12 protein-coding genes are annotated in these 16,071 nt (G+C 63.8%); 6 read left to right on the top strand and 6 right to left on the bottom strand.

Annotated features, from left to right (window positions below):
• Position 1: 1 nt before the first annotated feature.
• The 3 genes from flhF to flhB are packed head-to-tail and all read right to left on the bottom strand — an operon-like array spanning position 2 to position 4,780.
• Positions 2-1,486, bottom strand: a complete 1,485-nt coding sequence (flhF, locus tag JC616_RS18480) for a flagellar biosynthesis protein FlhF (RefSeq protein WP_227104722.1) — start codon at positions 1,484-1,486, stop codon at positions 2-4.
• Positions 1,487-1,492: 6 nt separating this feature from the next.
• Positions 1,493-3,574 (bottom strand): flagellar biosynthesis protein FlhA, encoded by a 2,082-nt coding sequence (gene flhA, locus JC616_RS18475; protein WP_107801935.1) that lies wholly within the window; start codon positions 3,572-3,574, stop codon positions 1,493-1,495.
• A gap of 48 nt (positions 3,575-3,622) precedes the next feature.
• On the bottom strand, positions 3,623-4,780 hold the full coding sequence (gene flhB / locus JC616_RS18470) for a flagellar biosynthesis protein FlhB (protein WP_227104720.1): 1,158 nt from the start codon (positions 4,778-4,780) through the stop codon (positions 3,623-3,625).
• 128 nt (positions 4,781-4,908) lie between these two features.
• Here flhB and JC616_RS18465 point away from each other — a divergent pair, with 128 nt between their 5' ends.
• Both JC616_RS18465 and JC616_RS18460 read left to right on the top strand, forming a co-directional pair.
• A complete protein-coding gene (locus JC616_RS18465; RefSeq protein WP_107800369.1) occupies positions 4,909-5,703 on the top strand; it encodes a thymidylate synthase in 795 nt (264 codons plus the stop codon).
• Entirely contained in the window at positions 5,700-6,197 is a 498-nt protein-coding gene (locus tag JC616_RS18460) for a dihydrofolate reductase (protein WP_227104718.1), read from the top strand. The genes JC616_RS18465 and JC616_RS18460 overlap by 4 nt, the downstream gene beginning before the upstream one ends.
• 236 nt (positions 6,198-6,433) lie before the next feature.
• Here JC616_RS18460 and JC616_RS18455 read toward each other — a convergent pair whose 3' ends face one another.
• On the bottom strand, positions 6,434-8,671 hold the full coding sequence (locus tag JC616_RS18455; protein WP_227104716.1) for an NADP-dependent isocitrate dehydrogenase: 2,238 nt from the start codon (positions 8,669-8,671) through the stop codon (positions 6,434-6,436).
• 340 nt (positions 8,672-9,011) lie between these two features.
• On the opposite strand from JC616_RS18455, the gene JC616_RS18450 reads away from it, so the two are divergent.
• Positions 9,012-9,653 (top strand): pseudouridine synthase, encoded by a 642-nt coding sequence (locus JC616_RS18450; protein WP_227104715.1) that lies wholly within the window; start codon positions 9,012-9,014, stop codon positions 9,651-9,653.
• Between the two features lie 110 nt (positions 9,654-9,763).
• Here JC616_RS18450 and JC616_RS18445 read toward each other — a convergent pair whose 3' ends face one another.
• Together JC616_RS18445 and mutS are read right to left on the bottom strand one after the other, a co-directional pair.
• Positions 9,764-10,189 carry a hypothetical protein gene (locus JC616_RS18445; protein WP_107800364.1) on the bottom strand — a complete coding sequence of 142 codons (426 nt, stop codon included), beginning with the start codon at positions 10,187-10,189 and terminating at the stop codon, positions 9,764-9,766.
• 66 nt (positions 10,190-10,255) lie between these two features.
• On the bottom strand, positions 10,256-12,802 hold the full coding sequence (gene mutS, locus JC616_RS18440; RefSeq protein ID WP_227104713.1) for a DNA mismatch repair protein MutS: 2,547 nt from the start codon (positions 12,800-12,802) through the stop codon (positions 10,256-10,258).
• Positions 12,803-13,118: 316 nt separating this feature from the next.
• Here mutS and JC616_RS18435 point away from each other — a divergent pair, with 316 nt between their 5' ends.
• From JC616_RS18435 to JC616_RS18425, 3 genes are read left to right on the top strand one after another with little or no spacing between them, the layout of a single operon-like run.
• Complete coding sequence (locus JC616_RS18435; protein ID WP_107800362.1) at positions 13,119-13,685, top strand: GbsR/MarR family transcriptional regulator; 567 nt, start codon at positions 13,119-13,121, stop codon at positions 13,683-13,685.
• Positions 13,686-13,687: 2 nt separating this feature from the next.
• Entirely contained in the window at positions 13,688-15,028 is a 1,341-nt protein-coding gene (locus JC616_RS18430; protein ID WP_227104710.1) for a cytochrome ubiquinol oxidase subunit I, read from the top strand.
• Entirely contained in the window at positions 15,025-16,038 is a 1,014-nt protein-coding gene (locus JC616_RS18425) for a cytochrome d ubiquinol oxidase subunit II (RefSeq protein WP_019100876.1), read from the top strand. Before JC616_RS18430 ends, JC616_RS18425 begins: the two co-directional genes overlap by 4 nt.
• Positions 16,039-16,071: the final 33 nt, after the last annotated feature.

Below are 16,071 nucleotides of genomic sequence, written 5' to 3'. Positions count from 1 at the left end.
CTTACAACCATCCGGCCTGGGCCGCGTTCATGATGGGCAGTTCGTCGGCCTGAAGAGTGAAGGGGGAATGCTGTTGCTGCGAACGCATCGCGCGGTCCACCAGGAAGCCGGCGTGGGCGGCGTGCAGGTCTTCCGGCACGCGCTGGCCGTTGGTGATGTAGAACAGGCGCAGCCGGTTGCGGATGATCACGTCCAGGCTGGGGCCCATCGCCACCGATTCGTCTATCTTGGACAGCACGCAGCCGGTGAGGCCGTCGCCGCGATAGCGGCGCACCACGTCTTCCAGCGTCTGGCCGTCGGCGTTGGAGGCCAGCAGCAGCAGCCGCTCTATCGGCCGGCCGGCGGTGCGGAACATTTCGATCTGCGCCAGCACGCGGGCGTCGCGCTGGCCCATGCCCACGGTGTCGATGAAGACGATGTGGCGGTTGGACAGATCGGCCAGCGTCAGCTGCAGATCGCCCTCGTTCTGGATGGAGAACACCGGGATGCCGAGAATCTTGCCGTAGATGCGCAATTGATCCTGGGCGCCGATCCGGTAGCTGTCGGTGGTGATCAGCGCCACGTGCTGGGCGCCGAAGCGCATGGTGGCGCGCGCGGCCAGCTTAGCGACGGTGGTGGTCTTGCCGACGCCGGTGGGGCCCACCAGCGCGTAGATGCCGCCGCGGTCCATGATTTCCTTGTCGGCGTCCGCGCATTTCAGATTGTGCATCAGCGCCGAGCGCGCCCATTTGACCGCGACATCGGCCTCGTACTGGGCCGGCATCTTTTCGATCAGCTGGCGGATCAGATGGGCGGAAAAGCCCATGGCCAGCAGATGTTTGAACAGTTCCAGGCGATTGGGCGCCTTGCCTTCCATATCGGACCAGGCGAAGCTGGCCAGCTGGCTTTGCAGCAGGCTGCGCAGCAGCTTGATCTCGTCGCCGATCTGCTTCAGCTCCTGCGCCATCACTTCCGGCTCCTCGCCGTTGTTGGCGACCGGAGAGGCGGCGGGGCGGGGAGGCGGCGCGGTTTGCGCAGGCGGCTGCACGCGCGGGGCGGCGGGCTGGGGCGCGGCTTGCGCGTACTGCGGCGGATAGGACGGCTGGGCCGGCCGCGGCGCGGCCTGGGGCTCCGGCGCGAAGGCCGGCTCGATGCGCTGACGCGGCGCTTGCGCTTCGATGCGCGGCGGCGGCGGGCTGTCCAGCGGCTCCACCGGCATGGCGTAAGTGCGGGCGATGGCGCGGTTGACCGCGGCGCCGGCCGGGGTGGGCAGCGGCGACGGCGCGCGGTTGACCACCGGCGGCGCGTTGCGCGGCGGATGCTTGCTGGAGGAAGTGGCCAGATTGGTGGCGAGGTTGGCGACGTCGGCGTCGGCCACCGCCATGATTTCCACCCCGCCGCCCATGGTGGGGCGGTTGGACAGAATCAGGGCGTCCGCGCCCAGTTCTTCTCGAACTTGTCTGAGCGCGTCACGCGTGGTTTTGCCGAAAAACTTTTTCACCACCATGTTCGATTAGCCCTTGCTTCCCCCAATTACAGCAATTATACGAATTGATTTATTGTCCGGTATCTCATTATGAGAAATAACACGCAGCTGCGGCAGCGCGCGGCGCAGGAAGCGCGCCAGCAAAGGCCGCAGTCCCGGCGCGGTCAAGAGTACCGGATTGTACCCTTGAATTTCCACTTGTTCGGTTTCCTGGGCGGCGCTGGCCAGCAGATTTTCCGCCAGGCCCGGTTCCAGGCCGCCGCCGGTCTTGGATTGCACCGCCTGCATCAGCACATTTTCCAATGTCGGCTCCAGGGTCATCAAGGGTAATTCTTGCTCGCCGGGGAATAATTGCTGGACGATGACGCGGGACAGCGCGGTGCGCACGATATTGGTCAGCTCGTCGATGTCCTGAGTGGTGGCCACGTGATCGGCCAGCGTTTCCAGTATGGTGCGGAAATCGCGGATGTGGATGCCTTCGGTCAGCAGCTGTTGCAGCACTTTTTGCAGCGTGCCTATCGGCACCACCTTGGGCACCAGGTCTTCGATCAGCTTGGGCGATTCCTTGGCCTGATGATCGATCAGCGCCTGCACTTCCTCGCGCCCCAGCAATTCCGCCGCGTGGGTCTGCAGCAGATTGGAAATATGGGTGGCCACCACGGTGCTGGCGTCCACCACGGTATAGCCCAGGCTCTGCGCCTCTTCGCGCTTGCCGGCGTCTATCCAGATCGCCGGCAGGCCGAAGGCCGGATCGGTGGTGGGGGTGCCGGCCAGTTCGCCGTTGACCCGGCCCGGATTGATGGCCAGATATTGGCCGATGAAGGCTTCGCCTAGGCCCAGCTCCACGCCCTTGAGCAGGATGCGGTAGGCGTTGGGCTTGATTTCCAGGTTATCGCGGATATGGACCGGCGGCACCAGAAAGCCCAGCTCCTGGGCGATCTTCTTGCGGATGCCGCGGATGCGGCGCAGCAGTTCGCCGTCCTGGCTGCGGTCCACCAGCGGAATCAGCCGGTAGCCCACTTCCATGCCCAACTGGTCCACGTGCTGGACATCGTTCCAGCTGACTTCGGTCGTGGTGTGTTCCGGCGGCGGCGCGGCCTGTTGCTGCTGCTCCGCCTGCTGCGCCTCGGCCTTCTGGCGCTTCTCCATCATGCGGCCCAGCAGGCCCAGGCTGCCGGCGATCAGCAGGAAGGAGAAGTGCGGCATATTGGGGATCAGGCCGACCATGCCGATCACCGCGGCGGTGATGTAGAGCACTTGCGGCTTGGTGAACATCTGGCCGAGGAATTGCTCGGACATGTCCTTGTCGGTGCCCACGCGGGACACCACGATGCCGGCGGCGGTGGAGATGATCAGCGCCGGAATCTGCGCCACCAGGCCGTCGCCGATTGTCAGCAGGGTATAGGTCTTGGCGGCGACGCCGGCGTCCAGGTCGTGCTGGACCATGCCCACGATCAAGCCGCCGACGATGTTGATGATGATGATCAGGATGCCGGCCATGGCGTCGCCGCGCACGAACTTGGAGGCACCGTCCATCGCGCCGAAGAAGTTGGCTTCCTCGGCGATGGTGACGCGGCGCAGCCGGGCTTCGTCCTCGCCGATCAGGCCGGCGTTGAGGTCGGCGTCGATGGCCATCTGCTTGCCGGGCATCGCGTCCAGGGTGAAGCGGGCGCTCACTTCGGCGATGCGGCCGGCGCCCTTGGTGATCACCACGAAGTTGATGATGGTGATGATGACGAAGACCACGATGCCGATGGCGACGTTGTCGCCGATCAGGAAGTGGGCGAAGGATTCGATCACCTTGCCGGCGGCGTCCGGCCCGGAGTGGCCCTCCAGCAGGATGACCCGGCTGGAGGCGACGTTCAGCGACAGCCGCAGCAAGGTGGTGACCAGCAGCACGGTGGGGAAGGCGGAAAAGTCCAGCGGCTTGCGCACATTGATCCCCACCAGCAGCACGATCACCGAAACGGCGATGTTGAAGGTGAAGAAGATGTCCAGCAGCACCGGCGGCAGCGGCAGCACCATCATCGCCAGAATCAGGATGATGAGCACGGGGCCGGCCAGCTGGGTGACTTTGAAGCGCTTCAGTATGTCTAGTATGGAGTCCATGCTGGATTTATGGCTCAAGCCGGTCGAATCGGTTCGTCGACCTTATCATTATGGTGGCGTCGCATCTTGCTGGCGTTTGCTTTGCGGGTCAAGCTCGGCGGGCACGTCCAGCTGGTCCGGGAACACCGGCGCCAGGCCGCCGTTGTCCTGATAGCTCTTGAGCTGGAACACATAGGCCAGCACCTGGGCGGCGGCGGAATAGAGCTTGGCCGGAATGTCCTCTCCCATTTCGGCGTGGAAGTACAGCGCGCGGGCGAAGCTGGGCGAGCGCATCACGATGACGTGGTGGTCCTTGCCGGTGTCGATGATTTTTTCCGCCAGCTTCAAAGACCCCTTGGCCACCACTTGCGGCGCGCGCATGCCGTCGTCGTACTTGATCGCCACCGCGTAGTGGGTAGGGTTGGTGACGATCACGTTGGCGCTGGGAATCTCCTGCATCATGCGCTTGCGCGCGGCTTCGCGCTGCATCTGACGGATGCGGCCCTTGACCTCGGGCGAGCCCTCGGCCTCCTTGTATTCCTGCTTGACCTCTTCCTTGGTCATGCGCAGCTTCTTGTGATAGCTCCACAGCTGGAAGGGCACGTCGATCGCCACCAGCAGAATCATCGCCGAAGTCACCACGAAGAAGGTGGTGATGATCATATCGGTCATCTTGGCGATGCCGGTGGGCAGCGGCATGGAGATCAGGCCGATGATTTCCGCGCGCTCGCGCCAGACGAACCAGGTGGCGATGCCGCCGATCAGCACGCTCTTGAGAATGGCCTTCAGCGCTTCGGTGGCGGCGTTGACCGAGAACATGCGCTTGATGCCGGGCAAGGGGTTGAGCTTGCTGAACTTGGGCTCGACGGCCTTGAAAGTGAGGTTCCAGCCGCCCACCAGCATGGGCACGAACAGCGCCACCAGCGCCAGGCCGGCCAGGAGCGGCGCCAGGCTCCACAGCGCGTTGAAAATGGTTTCCTTGAAGCGGGTCAGCGCCGGCTCCACATTGTGCACCGTGGTCTGGTCGAAGGTGAGCAGCATGCGCATGGTCTGCGCCAGATTGGTGGCGATGTGGCCGCCCTGGGCCATCAGCAGCGCCACGCCGGCCATGGTGATGGCGAAGGTGGTCAGCTCGCGCGAGCGCGGGATATTGCCGTCTTCTCGGGCGAGGCCCAGCCGTTTCGCGGTCGCGGGTTCGGTGCGTTCTAGATCGGAATCTTCAGCCATGTCCGGTGTTTCATGCTTCTGTCTTGATTTTAAAGAGAATGGTAGCCGAAGCGGCGAGGCCGGGCCAGCTTTTCCGAGCCGGCTTCAAGTCGGGTACAATGGCCGGTATCAAAGATGGAATGAACACAATGCGACAGTATCTCGACCTGATGCGCCATGTGCTGGAACATGGCCACGACAAGTCCGACCGCACCGGCACCGGCACCCGTTCGGTATTCGGCCACCAGATGCGTTTCGACCTGCAACAGGGTTTTCCGCTGATCACCACCAAGAAGTGCCATCTGCGTTCCATCATCCATGAATTGCTGTGGTTCCTGTCCGGCGAGACCAATATCCGCTATCTGAAGGAAAACGGCGTGTCGATTTGGGACGAGTGGGCCGATGAAAACGGCGATCTGGGGCCGGTCTACGGCTACCAGTGGCGCAGCTGGCCGGCGCCGGACGGCCGCCACATCGATCAGATCGCCAATGTGGTGGCGATGATCAAGAACAACCCGGATTCGCGCCGCCTGATCGTGTCAGCCTGGAACCCGGCGCTGGTGGACGAGATGGCGCTGCCGCCCTGCCACAGCCTGTTCCAGTTCTACGTGGCCGACGGCAAGCTATCCTGCCAGCTTTATCAGCGCTCCGCCGACATCTTCCTGGGCGTGCCCTTCAATATCGCCAGCTACGCCTTGCTGACCATGATGGTGGCCCAGGTGTGCGGACTGCAGCCGGGCGATTTCGTCCACACGCTGGGCGACGCGCATCTGTACAGCAACCATCTGGAGCAGACCGAGCTGCAGCTGTCGCGCGAACCGCGCGCTTTGCCGACGATGAAGATCAATCCGCAGGTCAAGGACATCTTCGGCTTCAAGTTCGAGGATTTCGAACTGGAAGGCTACGATCCGCATCCGCACATCAAAGCGGCGGTGGCGGTATGACGGCGGCCGGGAAGCCGCGCTTGACCCTGGTGGCGGCGATGGCGGCCAAGCGGGTGATTGGCATAGACAACCGCCTGCCCTGGCATTTGCCGGAGGATCTCAAGCACTTCAAGGCGGTGACGCTGGGCAAACCGGTGATCATGGGCCGCAAGACCTGGGACTCGATAGGCCGGCCGCTGCCGGGCCGCCGCAACATCGTGGTGACGCGCCAGACGGATTGGCGCGCCGACGGCGCGGAGGCCGCGCATTCGCTGGAGCAGGCTTTGGTCCTGGCCGGCGCGGTGGAGGAGGTGTGCCTGATCGGCGGCGCCGAATTGTACCGCCAGGCGATCGCCGGCGCGGATTGCCTGCGTCTGACCGAGATCGACGGCGATTACCCGGGCGACGCCCATTTCCCCGAGGTGTCAGCCGAACTCTGGCGCGAGGACCGCCGCGAGGCGCATGTCAGCGCCGCCGGGCTGGCTTACGCCTTCGTCGATTATCTGCGGCGCTGATTAAATACCGGCCCCTGATGAAAAGCCCGCGTAGCGCGGGCTTTTTTGGTGCCGTTCGGCGGCGGCAGGAGGGGGCCCGTTTGCGCGCGCAGGATCCGGAGCGGAGCGATATCATGGGATGAGGTCTCTGCGGTTCTGCGCAATGGTGTGCGGGTTCGCAGGGCCAAAAAAAAACGCCAAGACGAGAGTCTTGGCGTTTTGTCCGGCGGAGGTTTTCCGCCATGGCTGCGCAGCGCTTAGCCGAGCACGGCGGCCAGTGCGGCGTTGAAGCTGGCGCTAGGGCGCATCACCGCGCCGCACTTGGCGGCATCGGGATGGTAGTAGCCGCCGATGTCGGCCGCTTTGCCTTGCACCGCCTTCAGTTCGGCCAGGATCTTCTGCTCGCTGTCGGCCAGGCTCTTGGCCAGCGGCGCGAAGCGGGCTTGCAGCTCCTTGTCGTCGGACTGGGCGGCCAGCGCCTGAGCCCAGTACATGGACAGGTAGAACTGGCTGCCGCGGTTGTCCAATTCGCCGGTGCGGCGCGACGGGGACTTGTCCTCGTCCAGCAGCTTGCCGGTGGCGAGGTCCAGCGTCTTGGCCAGGATCTTGGCCTTGTCGTTGCCGGTCTTGATGCCCAGTTCCTCCAGCGACACCGCCAGCGCAAGGAACTCGCCCAGGCTGTCCCAACGCAGATGGTTTTCTTCCAGCAGCTGTTGAACGTGCTTGGGCGCGGAGCCGCCGGCGCCGGTCTCGTACATGCCGCCGCCGGCCATCAGCGGCACGATGGACAGCATCTTGGCCGAGGTGCCCAGTTCCATGATGGGGAACAGATCGGTCAGGTAGTCGCGCAGAATGTTGCCGGTCACCGAGATGGTGTCCAGGCCGCGGGCCACGCGTTCCAGGGTGTAACGCATCGCGCGCACCTGGGACATGATGTGGATTTCCAAGCCGCTGGTGTCGTAATCCTTCAGGTAGGCGTGCACCTTCTTGATCAGCTCGTTCTCATGCGGGCGGTACGGGTCCAGCCAGAACACCGCCGGCATGCCGGAGTTGCGGGCGCGGGTGACGGCCAGCTTGACCCAGTCGCGGATCGGCGCGTCCTTCACCTGGCACATGCGCCAGATATCGCCTTGCTCGACGTTCTGCGACAGCAGCACCTCGCCGGTGGCGAGGTCGACGATGTTGGCGACGCCGTCTTCCTGGATTTCATAGGTCTTGTCGTGGGAGCCGTATTCCTCGGCCTTCTGCGCCATCAGACCGACGTTGGGCACGGTGCCCATGGTCTTGGGATCGAAGTTGCCGTGCCATTTGCAGAAGTTGATCATCTCCTGGTAAATGCGGGCGAAGGTGGATTCCGGCATCACGGCCTTGGCGTCGTAAGGCTTGCCGTCGGCGCCCCACATCTTGCCGCCGGCGCGGATCATCGCCGGCATGGAGGCGTCCACGATCACGTCGTTGGGCGAGTGGAAGTTGGTGATGCCCTTGGCCGAATCCACCATGGCCAGACGCGGGCGGTGCTCCTGGCAGGCGTGCAGATCGCGAATGATTTCTTCGCGCTTGGAGGCCGGCAGGGTTTCGATCTTCTCGTACAGGGTGGCCATGCCGTTGTTGACGTTGACGCCCAGTTCCTCGAACAGCTTGCCGTGCTTCTCGAAGGCTTCCTTGTAGTAGATCTTGACGCAGTGGCCGAACACGATGGGGTGGGACACCTTCATCATGGTAGCTTTGACGTGCAGGGAGAACAGGATGCCGGATTCGCGGCAGTCTTCCATTTCACGCTCGTAGAAGTCGCACAGCGCCTTCTTGCTCATGAACATGGAGTCGATGATCTCGCCGGCCTGCAGCGCGACCTTGGGCTTGAGCACGATGGTCTGACCGTTCTTGGTGGTCAGTTCCATCTTCACGTCGCGCGCCTTGTCCAGCGTGATCGACTTTTCGCCGTGGTAGAAGTCGCCATGGTGCATGTGGGAGACGTGGGTCTGGGACCATTGCTTCCATTCGCCCATCGAGTGCGGATGCTTCTTGGCGTAGTTCTTCACCGCCAGCGGCGCGCGGCGGTCGGAGTTGCCCTCGCGCAGCACCGGGTTCACCGCCGAGCCCAGACATTTGGCGTAGCGGTCCTTGATCGCCTTGTCGGCGTCCGAGGCCGGATTTTCCGGATAGTCCGGCAGCGGGTAGCCCTTGGCCTGCAGTTCCTTGACGCAGGCGATCAGCTGAGCCACCGAGGCGCTGATATTGGGCAGCTTGATGATGTTGGTGTCGGGCTGCTGGGTCAGCTTGCCCAGCTCGGCCAGGGTGTTCGGCACTTTCTGTTCGTCGGCCAGATAGTCGGGGAATTCGGCCAGGACGCGCGCCGCCAGCGAAATGTCCGCGGTGGCGATTTCAATGCCGGCGGAGCCGGCGAAGGCTTGCACGACCGGCAGGAAGGCGCTGGTCGCCAGCGCCGGCGCTTCGTCGGTCAGGGTGTAGATGATTTTGGGCTGTTCCGATGGCATTACTCTATCTCCTTTATCTTGTGACGACAGAACGATTGCGCAGGGCGCTGCCGGCGCATTGAAAGACCTTGGAAAGGCGGATGCCGGGCCCAGGCGACGCGGCCTGAACGCGGTCCGGAGACTCTCTGGCAATTTTCAAAAGCGAATTATACCTCTGTGCGCGCGCTTGGCTCGCAGCGCATTTGAACTTTTATGCTTGATAACTGCGCGGCGGCGGTTCGAATGCGAATTATAGGCCGCATCCGGCGCGTGCATGCGCCGGCTTCGCCGGCAAACTTGCGGCGCGCGGCGCGCGGCTCTTGTATCATTCGCCTCATTCTTTCTTGCCGCTCTTCACGCTATGTCCCGACTCATTCTGCTCAACAAGCCCTACGGCGTCATCTGTCAGTTTTCCGAGCATCCCAAGCATCCGACGCTCAAATCCTGCGTGCCCTTGCCGGGCGTGTATCCGGCGGGGCGGCTGGACACCGACAGCGAAGGCCTGTTGCTTTTGACCGGCGACGGGGAATTGCAGCACCGCATCGCCAATCCGCGCTGGAAACTGCCCAAGACCTATTGGGTGCAGGTGGAGGGGCTGATTCGTGAGGAGCAGCTGGAGCAGCTGCGCCGCGGCGTCGACCTGGGCGATTTCACCACCCAGCCGGCGCAGGCGCGGCGCATCGAGGCGCCCGCGCTGTGGGAGCGCACGCCGCCGGTGCGTTTTCGCAAGACGGTGCCGGACGGCTGGCTGGAGATCGTCATCAGCGAGGGCAAGAACCGCCAGGTGCGGCGCATGACCGCCAAGGTGGGGCTGCCGACGCTGCGCCTGGTGCGGGCGGCGATCGGGCCGTGGGCGCTGGACGGCCTGCAGCCGGGGGACATGCGCGAGCTGGAGGTGGATCTTGCGGATTTGCCGCGGGTCTCGCAAGCTCAGCGCACCGCCAAGCCCGGCGCGCAGCCGCGCGGCGGCGGTTTTCGGCGCGGAGGCCCGCGCAAGCCTTGAACCGCATCCGAAGCGAGGCCTGCCTGGCGCCGACAGCGCAAAGAAAAACGGGGAAGCTTTCGCTTCCCCGTCCTGGGTGTCGCACGCGGCCCTGTTCTTTGGGCCTGCGTTTAGGCGCGGTGGCTGTCCTCGAAGTAGGCGATAGGCCCGGCGCTGGTTAAGCCGATGTGGAAGGTCGAGCTTTCCGGGAAGGTCTCGCCTATGCTTTCCGCAGCGCGCACGATCTCGTACAGCACTTCCACTTCCTTGAATTTTCGGGTGATGTTGTCATTGCCCAGCAACCAGGCCCGGATTTCCTCGGCATGCGGGTGGTTGTTTTCCAAGTCCAGCTGGCAGGCCGGCGTGCTGATCAGGCTGATCGCAGGCGGCATGCTGATGTCCAGTTGTTGCAATTGTTGGTTCGCCAGTTCGGCGAAGCTGGACAATTCGAGGTTGGCCCGCTCGCGGATGGAGGAAAGGGCAATGCTTCCATCGTCCGTGACCTGACTGAACAGCTGGACCAGGCCCGGGGCGGTGGCAGTGTTTTCAAGCGACATTGTTGTTGCTCCTGTCTCGGATGTTACCTTCTAGTAATATAGGAAACGTCCCCGGGTCTGGCCTGGTCATTTGGCCAGTTTCTTTAATTCATAGAGCAGAGCTTGCGCTTCCCGTGGCGAGAGATCGTCTAGATCGACCTCCAGAAGGCGTTCGACCGCGGGATTCGGTTCCGGTTCCACGTTTGCCGTCGTGGGTAAACTGATAAATAGGTCTGGCTGCACGCGGCTGGCGGAGTGGTTCTCCAGTTCGGTCAGATAGCGGCGCGCTTCCCGGATCACTTTGCCGGGCACGCCGGCCAACTGGGCCACCGCCAGGCCGTAGCTCTGGCTGGCCGGACCTTCCTCCACATGGTGGAGGAACACGATGCGGTCCTTGTGCTCCACCGCGGACAGATGGACGTTGGCGACGCTGGGGTATTCGCTTTCCAGGCTGGTCAGTTCGAAATAATGGGTGGCGAACAGCGTATAGGCGCGGCTTTTCTCTATCAGCGCCTTGGCGATGGCCCAGGCCAGCGCCAGGCCGTCGAAAGTGGAGGTGCCGCGGCCCACTTCATCCATCAGCACCAGCGAGTGTTCGGTGGCGTTGTTGAGGATGTTGGCGGTTTCCGTCATTTCCACCATGAAGGTGGAGCGGCCGCCGGCCAGGTCGTCCGAGGCGCCGATGCGGGTGAAGATGCGGTCTATCGGCCCGATCACCGCGCGTTGGGCCGGCACGAAGCTGCCGACGTGAGCCATCAGGGTGATCAGCGCGTTCTGGCGCATATAGGTGGATTTACCGCCCATGTTCGGGCCGGTGATCAGCAGCAGTTTGCGGGTGTCGGACAGCCGGGTGTCGTTGGCGATGAAGCGCTCCACCTCCGCCTCCACCACCGGGTGGCGGCCTTCGATGATTTCCAGCCGCGGTTCGGCGACGAATTCCGGCTCCACGTAGTTGTTGACGCTGGCGCGCTCGGCGAAGGCGGACAGCACGTCCAGCCCGGCCACCGCCTGGGCGATCAGCTTCAGGTCGGGGATGTGCGGCGCCAGCTGGTCCAGCAGGTCTTCGTACAACTGCTTTTCCAGCGCCAGCGCGCGGTCCTGCGCCGACAGCGCCTTGTCTTCGAATTCCTTCAGTTCCGGCGTGATGTAGCGTTCGGCGTTCTTCAGCGTCTGGCGGCGGCGGTAATCGTCCGGCACCTTGTCGCCCTGGGCCTTGGTGACTTCGATGTAGAAGCCGTGCACGCGGTTGAATTCCACTTTCAGCGTGGGAATGCCGGTGCGTTCCTTCTCGCGCGCTTCCAGCGCCAGCAAGAAGGCGCCGCAGTCGGTCTGGATCGCGCGCAATTCGTCCAGCGTGGCGTTGAGGCCGTGGTTGATCACGCCGCCGTCGCGCAGAAAGGTGGAGGGCTCGGGCAGGATGGCCTGGCTGAGCATGGTTTCCACCGGGGAGTCGTCCGGCAGCAGACGCGCCAGCTCGCCCAGCAGCTCGGCGTCCAGGCCGGCGGCCAGCCGCTTGACGCCGGTCAGCGCCTTCAGCGAATCGCGCAGCGCGGCCAGATCGCGCGGGCGGGCGCTGCGCAGCGCGATGCGGGCGGTGATGCGTTCGATGTCCGCCACTTCACGCAGCTGGGCGTGGGCGTCGTCGTAGGCCGGCAGCAGGGCGCGCACCGCTTCCAGCCGGCGGGCCAGTTTGCCGTGGCTGCGCACGGGGTGGTGCAGCCAATGGCGCAGCAGGCGGCTGCCCATGCTGGTGGCGCAGCCGTCCAGCAGCGAGGCCAGGGTCGGCGACGGTTCGCCGCGTATGGTTTCGGTCAGTTCCAGGTTGCGGCGGGTGGCGCCGTCCATGCGGATCAGTTCGCCGGCGTCTTCCACCGCCAGATTGGCGATGTGGGCCGGGTTCACGCTCTGGGTGGTCTTGACGTATTCCAGCAGCGCGCCGGCGGCGCCCACCGCCACCGGCAGGGTGTCGGCGCCGAAGCCGGCCAGGTCGCGGGTGCCGAAGTGCCGGGTCAGCGTCATCTGCGCCGATTCGATGTCGAACTGCCACGGCGGCAGTTTTTTCTTGGGCGCGGCCACGGTTTCGAACACATTGAGACCGGTGTCGTCCGGGATCACCAGCTCGGCCGGCTTCAAGCGTTCCAGCTCGCTGTGCAGATCGTCCACCCGGGTCTGCAGCACTTTGAATTCGCCGCTGGCGAGGGATAGCCAGGCCAGGCCCAGCACGCCCTTGACCATGTTCACCGCCAGCACCAGGTTGTCGCGCTTGTCGTCCAGCAGCGCGGCGTCGGTCAGCGTGCCGGGGGTGACGATGCGCACCACCTTGCGTTCCACCGGACCCTTGGACAGGGCCGGATCGCCGATCTGTTCGGCGATGGCGACGGATTCGCCCATCTTGACCAGGCGCGCCAGATAACCTTCGGCGGCGTGATAGGGCACGCCGGCCATCTTGATCGGATTGCCGCCGCTGGCGCCGCGTGTGGTCAGGGTGATGTCGAGCAAGCGAGCCGCCTTCTCCGCGTCCTCATAGAACAGTTCGTAGAAGTCCCCCATGCGATAGAACACCAGCTTGTCGGCGTGTTCGCGTTTGATGGCCAGGTATTGCTGCATCATCGGGGTGTGTTGGGGCGTGCTCATCGGCTATGGGCTCTTATGTTTTCAATGGACAACAGGATGCCGCGGCCGCGGCCCGCGGATCAAGGCCGCGCGGGCGCCGGGCATCCCTGATTAAAGATTTCAGCCCCGCGCGGGGCGGGGCTTTGGAGAGTCGGCGCTATTTTAGCGCAGCCCGACAGCGGCGTCAGCCGCGCCGGGTATGGGTGTTGCAATGCGGTTTGCATGGGGCGGCGTCTTGTCAAGCGAGCCGCTCAACGATGGTTGTGATTGACTTGGTTTCATTGCGAATTTATGATTTATATCAAAGTTTCAGAAATTCCTGAAAATTGAGAACGTCATGAATCTATCGCCACTCGTCCAGTCTTTCGTGCTGCATTTCGGTGAAATGGGCAGCCGCTGGGGCATCAATCGCACCGTCGGGCAGATCTACGCGCTGCTATATGTATCTGAGAAGCCGCTGAACGCGGATGAAATCGCCGAAAGCCTGAGCTTCTCGCGCTCCAACGTCAGCATGGGACTCAAGGAGCTGGAGTCCTGGCGCCTGGTCCGGCTGCAGCACTTTCCCGGCGACCGCCGCGAATATTTCTCCACGCCCGACGATGTGTGGGCCATCTTCAAGACCCTGGCCGAGGAGCGCAAAAAGCGCGAGGTGGAGCCCACGCTGACCATGTTGCGCGGCGCCATCATGGAGAAGCCGGCCAGCGACGCGGAGCGCCACGCGCAGCAGCGGATGAAGGAGATGCACCAGTTGATCGAACTGGTGACCACCTGGTTTTCCGACATCCAGCACATGGACGTGGAGACCTTGCAACGCTTGATGAAACTGGGCTCGCAGGTGCAGAAGATCCTGCAGTTCACCCACTCGCTTTCGAAACTGACCAGTCGCGACGGCGACAGGGAGTAGCTATGGACTTTGACCCGCTGGTATTGGCGCGCATTCAGTTCGGCGCCAATATTTCCTTCCACATCTTGTTTCCCACCATCAATATCGCGATGGGCTGGGTGCTGCTGTTCTTCAAACTGCGCTATCTCAAGACCGGCCAGCAGGGCTGGATGGACGCCTACGGCTTCTGGGTGAAGATTTTCGCGCTGTCCTTCGCGCTGGGCGTGGTCAGCGGCGTGACCATGAGCTTCCAGTTCGGCACCAACTGGCCGGGCTATATGCAGACGGTGGGCAATATCGCCGGCCCCTTGCTGGCCTACGAAATCCTGACCGCCTTCTTCCTGGAGGCCACCTTCCTCGGCGTGATGCTGTTCGGCCGTTCCAGGGTGTCGGAGCGGGTGCATACCTGGGCCACCTTCCTGGTGGCCTTCGGCAACACGGTGTCGGCGTTCTGGATCCTGGCCTTGAATTCCTGGATGCAGACCCCGGCCGGCTTCAAAATGGTGGACGGCAAGGCGGTGGTGACCAGCTGGCTGGAGGTGATCTTCAATCCTTCGCTGCCTTACCGGCTGACCCATATGCTGATCGCTTCCGGTCTGACCACGGCCTTCCTGGTGGCCGGCCTGTCCGCTTATCGCCGGCTGAAGGGCGATCGCAGCGACGGCGCCAAGATGGCCTTGAAAACCGGCGTGATCACCGCGGCCTTGCTGATTCCGCTGCAGATCTTCGTGGGCGACATGCACGGTCTGAACACCTTCAAGCATCAGCCGGCCAAGCTGGCGGCGATTGAAGGCGTCTGGCATACCGAGAAGGGCGCGCCGCTGTTGCTGTTCGCGCTGCCCAATGCGGAAACGCGGCAGAACGATATGGCGGTGGGCATTCCCAAACTGGCCAGCCTGATCATCACCCACGATCCCAACGGCGAGATCCGCGGCCTCAACGAGTTCGCCCAGCATCCGCCGGTGGGCAAGGTGTTCTGGAGCTTCCGGGTGATGGCGGGCGTCGGCGCGCTGATGTTGCTGGTGTCCTGGCTGGCCTGTTGGCAACTGCGCCGCCGCGGCCAGTTGGCGCCGCTGATGCTGCGGGCGCTGGTGGGCATGACCTTCGCCGGTTGGGTGGCGACCCTGGCCGGCTGGTACGTGACCGAGATCGGCCGTCAGCCGTGGCTGGTGGAAGGGGTGCTGACCACCGCGCAGGCGGCGGGTCCGGCGACCGGAGGCATGGTGGCGTCTACGCTGGCGATGTATCTGGGCCTGTATTTGGTGTTGCTGACCGCTTATGTGTCGGTCTTGTTCTACATGGCGGGCAAGGCTGCCGGGCAGTCCGGCGGCGAAGCCGCGCATCTCGAGGAGAAACTGGCATGAGTGGCGCTGTGTATTGGTTGCCGGTGGTGTTCGCCGGCCTGATGGCCCTGGCCATGCTGATTTACGTGGTGCTGGACGGTTACGATCTGGGCGTGGGCCTGTTGCTGCCCTTCGCCGAGGACGACGAGAAGGACATGATGATCGCGTCTATCGGTCCGTTCTGGGACGCCAACGAAACCTGGCTGGTGCTGGGCGTGGGCTTGTTGCTGGTGGGCTTCCCGCTGGCGCACGGCATCATCCTGGGCGAACTCTATCTGCCGGTGGCGCTGATGTTGGCCGGCTTGATCGTGCGCGGCGTGGCTTTCGATTTCCGCGTCAAGGCGCGCGAACCGCACAAGCCGTGGTGGAATGTCGCCTTCGCCTGCGGTTCCCTGTTGGCGGCGTTGACCCAGGGCGTGATGCTGGGCCGCTATCTGACCGGTTTCGCCGAAGGCTGGCTGGCCTGGGGTTTCGCCTTGCTGGCCGGCATCGGCCTGGCGGCGGCCTATACGCTGTTGGGCGCCGGCTGGCTGATCATGAAAACCAGCGGCGCCTTGCAGGCCAAGGCGGTGGCCTGGGCGCGGCGCAGCCTGGCCGGCGCCGGCCTGTCGGTGCTGCTGGTGTCGGCGGCCACGCCGCTGGCCAGCAGCCATATCGCCGCCAAGTGGTTCGCCTTGCCGGAGTTCCTGTTGTTGCTGCCGCTGCCCTTGGGTTGCATCGTGTTGTTCGCCACCTTGTGGGTGATCCTGCCGCGGCTGGCGGTGCGCCAGGCGGCAGGCAACGACAATTGGTGCTGGGCGCCGTTCGCCTGCACCGTCGGCATCGTGCTGTTGTCGTTCTGGGGATTGACCTATAGCGTGTTCCCTGAGGTGGTGATCGGTCGGTTGAACATCTGGCAGGCGGCCAGCGACACCGCGGCGCTGTGGGTGATCTTCTGGGGCGCGGCGGTGGTGCTGCCGGTGATTCTGCTGTACACCGCCTTTGTCTATCGGGTGTTCCACGGCAAGGCCAATGCGCTGACTTACCAATAAGCTTGCGATTTCCGTCCTTGACGAAGCCGCCTT

This window comes from Chromobacterium rhizoryzae, assembly GCF_020544465.1.
Taxonomy (GTDB): Bacteria; Pseudomonadota; Gammaproteobacteria; order Burkholderiales; family Chromobacteriaceae; genus Chromobacterium.
The sequence above is the reverse complement of the archived record's forward strand: the minus strand, read 5'-3'. Positions and strand labels throughout refer to the sequence as shown.